General features: G+C 76.3%; 4 protein-coding genes. 1 reads left to right on the forward strand and 3 read right to left on the reverse strand.

Annotation, left to right across the window (positions count from 1 at the left end; translation table 11 throughout):
• Positions 1–48: 48 nt before the first annotated feature.
• The 3 genes from prfB to IEY78_RS26085 all read right to left on the reverse strand — a co-directional run bounded on the left by prfB (position 49) and on the right by IEY78_RS26085 (position 4,484).
• Positions 49–1,155 carry a peptide chain release factor 2 gene (gene prfB / locus IEY78_RS26075; protein WP_189102262.1) on the reverse strand — a complete coding sequence of 369 codons (1,107 nt, stop codon included), beginning with the start codon at positions 1,153–1,155 and terminating at the stop codon, positions 49–51.
• 133 nt (positions 1,156–1,288) lie between these two features.
• Positions 1,289–2,635 carry a serine/threonine protein kinase gene (locus IEY78_RS26080; protein ID WP_189102264.1) on the reverse strand — a complete coding sequence of 449 codons (1,347 nt, stop codon included), beginning with the start codon at positions 2,633–2,635 and terminating at the stop codon, positions 1,289–1,291.
• 196 nt (positions 2,636–2,831) lie between these two features.
• A complete protein-coding gene (locus IEY78_RS26085) occupies positions 2,832–4,484 on the reverse strand; it encodes a serine/threonine-protein kinase (protein ID WP_189102266.1) in 1,653 nt (550 codons plus the stop codon).
• A gap of 487 nt (positions 4,485–4,971) precedes the next feature.
• Here IEY78_RS26085 and IEY78_RS26090 point away from each other — a divergent pair.
• A partial coding sequence (locus tag IEY78_RS26090) for an FHA domain-containing protein (protein WP_189102284.1) occupies positions 4,972–6,419 on the forward strand: 1,448 nt, incomplete at its 3' end.

Here is a 6,419-nt window from a genome sequence, read left to right on the forward strand (position 1 = left end):
CTCCCCGGGGGAGACAGTTGTCAGACGCTCAGATCCGGGCCGGGCCGGTCACTTCTCCTGCTGCTTGCGCCAGCGGATCCCGGCCTCCAGGAAGCCGTCGATGTCGCCGTCCAGCACCGCGGTGGGGTTGCCGACCTCGAACTCGGTCCGCAGGTCCTTGACCATCTGGTACGGGTGCAGGACGTAGGAACGCATCTGGTTGCCCCAGGAGTTGCCGCCGTCGCCCTTGAGCGCGTCCATCTTCGCCTGCTCCTCCTGGCGGCGGCGCTCGAGGAGCTTGGCCTGGAGGACGTTCATCGCGGTCGCCTTGTTCTGGATCTGCGAGCGCTCGTTCTGGCAGGAGACGACGATGCCGGTGGGGATGTGCGTCAGCCGGACCGCGGAGTCGGTGGTGTTGACGCCCTGGCCGCCGGGGCCGGACGAGCGGTAGACGTCCACCCGCAGCTCGGACTCGTCGATCTCGATGTGGTCGGTCTGCTCCACGACGGGCAGCACCTCGACACCGGCGAACGACGTCTGGCGGCGGCCCTGGTTGTCGAACGGCGAGATCCGCACCAGGCGGTGCGTGCCCTGCTCGACGGAGAGGGTGCCGTAGGCGTACGGGACCTTGATGGCGAAGGTGGTCGACTTGATGCCGGCCTCTTCCGCGTACGAGGTCTCGTACAGCTCGGTCTTGTAGCCGTGGCGCTCGGCCCAGCGCAGATACATCCGCTGGAGCTTCTCGGCGAAGTCGGCGGCGTCCACACCGCCGGCCTCGGCGCGGATGTTGACGACCGCCTCACGGGAGTCGTACTCGCCGGACAGGAGGGTGCGGACCTCCAGCTCCTCGACGGCCTTGCGGACGTCCGCCAGCTCGGTCTCGGCCTCGGCGCGGGCGTCCTCGTCCCCTTCGGCCTCGGCGAGCTCGAAGAGCACTTCGAGGTCGTCCACGCGGCCGCGCAGCTCCTCGGCCCGGCGCAGCTGGCCCTGGAGGTAGGACAGCCGGCTGGTGACCTTCTGGGCACTGTCCGGGTCGTCCCACAGGGAGGGTGCCGCGGCCTGCTCCTCGAGCACGGCGACATCGGCCCTCATCCGGTCGAGGTCCAGGACGGCCTCGATCGACCCCATGGTCGAGGAGAGGGACTTCAGCTCTTCGGATACATCGACGACTGCCACGCACCCAGCCTAACGGCTGCCACCGTCCGCGTGACCCGGCCCCGGCAGGACGGACCCGCCGGGATCCTCCCGCGGCGGCCCGGGCAGGGGCGCCGCGCCGCCCGGCACGCCGCTCACCGCCGGGCCCGGCGGGTCACGGCGCGATGCCGGAGTCGTCACCGGAGCCGTCAGGGGTGTCGGGTCCGGACCGGTGGACGCCCGGTGTGGCGTCGCCCGCCCCGTCGTCGCCCGAGGCGAGCCAGCCGCCCAGGCCGGCCGCCACGACCACCGCGGCGGCGGCCGCGCCCCACCTGATCCGGCGCCGGCGCACCGCCTCCGGCGAGGCGCGGTGCCGGGCCGAGCCCGCCCGGCGCTCACCGGCCGCGCGCGGGGTGCGGGCGGTGCCGTGGGCGCCGCCCGCCAGCTCGTCGGGGCCCGGGACCCGCATGCTGGTGTGGGTGTCCCGGTTGGAGTCCGGGGCCGCGCCCTGGACCAGCGGGACGGCGCCCCGCGGCGGGGTGCGGTCCCGCTGTCCTGGTGCCGCCGCCGGGCGGAAGGCCTCGTCGCGGGCCCCGGGGGCGCCCTCCGGCTCGTCGTCGGGCTGCTCGTCGTCCGGCTCGTCGATGTCCAGCGGCGGCATGCCGGCCAGGGAGGGCAGCAGCTCGCGCAGCCGGGCGGCGAGTTCCGGGGCGCGCAGCCGGCTCGCCGGCGCCTTGGCCAGGCACTGGAGCAGCAGCTGCCACAGCTCGTCGGGGATGCCGGGCAGCGGCGCCACGCTCTCGGTCACATGCCGGCGCAGCACCGCCCCGGGGTGCCCGCCGCCGAACGGGGTGAACCCGGCGAGCAGCTCGTACAGGACGGTCGCCAGGGCGTAGACGTCCACGGAGGCGCGGGGCGGCAGGCCCTCGATGATCTCCGGGGCGAGGTAGTCGGGGGTGCCGATGACCTTGGTCGAGCGCAGCGGGACGGTGCTCCCCGCGGCCGGGGTCTGCGGGAGGCGGCGCGGCACGTCGACGAGCCGGGCGATGCCGAAGTCGGTGAGCAGCGCGGGGTGCGCGCCGCCGGGGCCGAGCGGGCCCTGCATGTCCAGCAGGACGTTCTCGGGCTTGACGTCGCGGTGCACGATCCGGGCGGCGTGCGCGGCGGCGAGCCCGTCGGCGACGTCGGCGGCGATCGCGACGGCCGCCGCGGGGGCCAGCCGCCGTTCGCGCTCCAGGCGGGTGCGCAGGTCGGTGCCGCGGACCAGGTCCATGACCAGGGCCAGGTCGTTGCCGTCGACGACGAGGTCGCGGACGCCGACGACATGGGGGTCCGCCAGGCCCAGCAGGGCCGCCCGCTCCTGGACGAAGCGGCCGACGAGCTCCTGGTCGGCCGCGAGCTCCTCACGCAACAGCTTGATGGCCACGGCCCCTTCGGGACCCTCGCCCAGCCATACCGTGCCGGCACTGCCGCGCCCCAGGATCTGGTGGGCGGTGTACCGGCTGCCGATCTTCCGTGCCAAGACTGCTCCGACGTGTCGGGCCCCCGAGCGTCCTGCGGGGGCTGAGGTTGGCGTCAAAGCTACGCGGATGCCAGGGGAGTTCGTGCCCCGTACGGCGGCAACCTTCACTTCTGTGGGCGAAATTGCCCCTCAGGAGTCGACAAATCCACAGAGTGGGTTCGGTGCCGCCCGCGGGATCGCCCGCGGGCGGCCGGCGTCAGCCGCCGAGTTTCTGCACGAAGCGCTGGACGCTGTGGAAGACGTGGCCGACCTGGGCGAAGAAGCCCCTGGTCGTGCCGATCCACTCCTGGAGCGGGGTCAGCTCCCACACCAGCCAGGCCGCCACGAACAGCAGGATGATCGTGAACAGGCAGCCCTTGAGGCAGCCCAGGCCCGGGATCTTCATCGGGTTGGCGCTGCGCTGGCGGGGCTCGCGCCGGGGCCGGGGCTCCGGGGCGGGCGGCCGCTGCGGCTCGTAGCGCTGCGGCGGCGGCTCCTGGCGGCGCTGCGGGGCCTGCGGCTGCTGCTGGGCGTAGGGCGCCGGCGGGGGCTGCTGGCGGTACTGGGGCTGCTGCGGGCGCTGCGGCGGCTGCTGGGGGGCGGCCTGGCGCTGCGGGCGGCGGCGCAGCGGGTCCTCGGTGGGGTCCAGATACCGCACCTGGGTCTGCTCGTTGCGGTCCCGGGCGGCCCGCATCTGGGACTCCCAGGGGTGGGGGCCCTCGGGGTTCTGCGGTCCGCCGGGCGGTCCGCCGGCCGGCGCGCCCATGGGCATGGGCGGCATCGCGCGGGTCGGGTCGCCCTGCCCGCCGGGGCCGCCCGGGCCGCCGGTGGACGGCAGCACGCTGGTGGCCGCGGCCGGGTCGTAGGAGCCGGCGCCGGAGGGCAGCACCTGGGTGGGGTCGGCGTCGCCGCCGGACCGGCCGTCGCCGCCCGTCCCGGGGACGGTGGCGGGCGCGGGGTCGGGGGCGAGCAGCGCGGCGACGCCCAGCGCGGCCTCGGCCTGCGCCGGGGAGGCGTGCGCCCCGATGCCGGACGCGACGGCGCGCAGGGCCCGCGCGAGGTTCTCGGCACCGGGCCGCTCCTCGGGGCGCTTGCGCAGGCAGCGCTCTATCACCGTCCACAGCGGCTCGGGCAGCGTGCTGGGGCGGCGCGGCTCCTCGCTGAGGTGGCGGTGCAGCACCTCCAGGGCGGTCGCCCCGGCGAACGGGGGCCGGCCGGTGACGAGTTCGTACAGCAGGATGCCGGCGCCGTAGATGTCCACGGCGGAGGTCTGCGGGCGGCCCTCGGCGGACTCCGGGGCCACATAGGCGGGGGTGCCGACGAACTCGTGGGTGCGGGTCAGGCCCGGGGAGTCGGCGAGGCGGGCGATGCCGAAGTCGGTCAGCATCGGGTGCATCTGGCCGCTGCCGTCCGACCCGGCGAGCAGGACGTTGGCGGGCTTGAGGTCGCGGTGCACCACGCCGTCGGCGTGGCTGGCGGCCAGCGCGTCGGCGATCTGGGCGGTCAGCAGGGCGGCGGCGACGGGGCTGAAGGGGCCGTTGTCGCGGAGGTAGCGATGCAGGTCGGGACCGTCGACCAGGTCCATGACCAGGGCCAGCAGATCGCCCTCGACGACGAGGTCGCGGGTGCGGACGATGTTGGGGTGGGTCAGGCGCAGCAGGACGGAGCGCTCCCGCAGGAAGCGCATCACCACGTCCGCGTCGTGCGCCAGCTCCTCCTTGAGGACCTTGATCGCGACCGTCTCACCGGGCTCTCCGGCCACAGCGGCCTCGGCGCCCGCCGTCTCCCGCTGGCGGGCACGCCAGACGGTGCCCGTGGCGCCGCGTCCCAGCGGTTCCTCGAGCAGGTACTTGCTGCCTACCGGCCGCACGTCATGCGCTCCCTGGTCGTGTGGTTCTCGTTGCCTGGCCCACCGGGTCGGCTGGTTCGCCTTCCGCACGGCCGTCCGACCCACTGTAGTGCCGTCGGACAAGCTTTTCGGTCCGGCGGCCCGGCACAGGCTTGTGGGAAAGACGCACGTGCGCGGCGGATGGTTGCCCGTTCGTCCGGGCGGTGCGCACACCGCCCGCGCGGCCGGGCCGGAACGCGTCCGAGCTGACCACGGCGGTCGAATTCCGGCCGGGCGCGGCACGCAAGCAGGCACTTTTTCGCCCTTAGAAGACCAATCAAGATCACTGAACGGCGGTCGGCGGGCGTGTTGTCAGTGCCAGGTGCGAGGATGCTCCCAGCACGATGCGGTGGGGGCGGCGATCCGTGTCGCGACGTGCACTTGGGACTTGTCCGTGCCGACGTGCCCGGGTGCGGTGGGGGGAGGAGCGGCCCCCTGCGGATCCCGGCAGAAGGGACCGTTGACGGCGATGCAGATCCGGCTGACCGTCCTCGGGCCGCGCAGCGGCCACACCACCCGGGCCTGCGACGTGCTCGTGACGGCCCCCGCCGGGACCGCGCTGGCGGCGGTGGCCGGCTCGCTCGCGGCCTCCGTGGCGGGCTCGGGCGCCGATGTCGGCGGCGGCAGCAGCGCCCCGGTCGTGCTCTACGCCGGGTCCGAGCGGCTCGATCCGCAGCGCGCGGCGCTCGGCGAGCCCCCGCTGATCGACGGCGCGGTGCTCGCTCTCCAGAGCCCGGGCCCCTCCCCCGCCCACGGCCTGCCGCACGACTCGGCGCGGCTGCGCGTCGTCTCCGGCCCGGATGCCGGCGGGGTGCATCTGCTGCACGGCGGCCAGATCCGCATCGGCCGCTCCGCCGACGCCGACGTCCCGCTCGACGACCCCGATGTCTCCCGGCTGCACTGCGCCGTGACGGTCGGGCCCGACGGCGCGGTGACCGTGGCCGATCTGCACTCCACCAACGGCACGGCCGTGGACGGCACCGCCCTCGGCGAGCGCCCCGCGCCGCTGCGGCCCGGCGCGCTGCTGCGGATCGGCGAGTCCGCGCTGCGCCTGCAGTCCGCGCCCGGCGCCCCGGACCCGGCCCTGGCGACCGCGCCGGACGGCGAGGGGCAGCTGCGGATCACCTCGGGGGCGGCCGGCGGCAGCGCGGCCGGCCACGGAGCTGCGGCGGGTCCGCACGGCGCCACCGCCGCGGCCGGGGGCGCGTACGCGGGGGCCGGGTACGGCCGCCCGGCCGCTCCCGTCCACTCGTCCCGGCCGGCGGCGGACGCCACGGGGCGGCGGGACACCCCGCTGCGCGGCACCGAGACCGGCGCCGACCGGTCGTGGCAGGGCGCGCCGGACCCGGCCCCCCGGCGCGCTCCGGCGGCGGACGGCTTCCCTGACCTCTCCGGCGGCCAGGTCTACGACCGCACCCCGGACCGGGCAGCCGGGGCTTTCGGCGCTTCCGGTGCATACGGGCCGGGCGCCGGGCAGGACCCCACGCACGGCGGGCAGCAGGCGCTCGTGCCGCCCGGCGAGGCCGCCCGCAAGGACGCGCGGCGGGGCGGGCCCGGCGGCTGGGCGCGGCGGATGGCCGGCGGCCGGCCCGCCGTGGAGCGGCCCGAGACCCTCCCGGTGGTGTATCCGCCGGCCGGCGGCCCGGAGGCGGTCCCCTCGGATGCCGTGGGGGACGACGGCACGGCGGAGGCGCTCTCCGGGGCGGCCGCGGACGAGCGCTGGCCGGATGCCGCCGCGGTGCTGCTCACCGCCCTGGGCCCGGGCCCCCGGCTCTGGGAGCGCGGCCCGGACCACCCCGACGCGCTGACCGTGCGGCTGGGGACGGCCGCCCGCGGCGGCGGCCGGGCCGCGGTGCCGGTGACCGTCGGGCTGCGCCGGGCCGGCTCGCTGGCCCTGGCCGGTCCGCGGGCCCGGCT

The sequence above is a fragment of the Streptomyces kronopolitis genome, from assembly GCF_014646275.1.
GTDB classification, from domain to species: domain Bacteria; phylum Actinomycetota; class Actinomycetes; order Streptomycetales; family Streptomycetaceae; genus Streptomyces; species Streptomyces kronopolitis.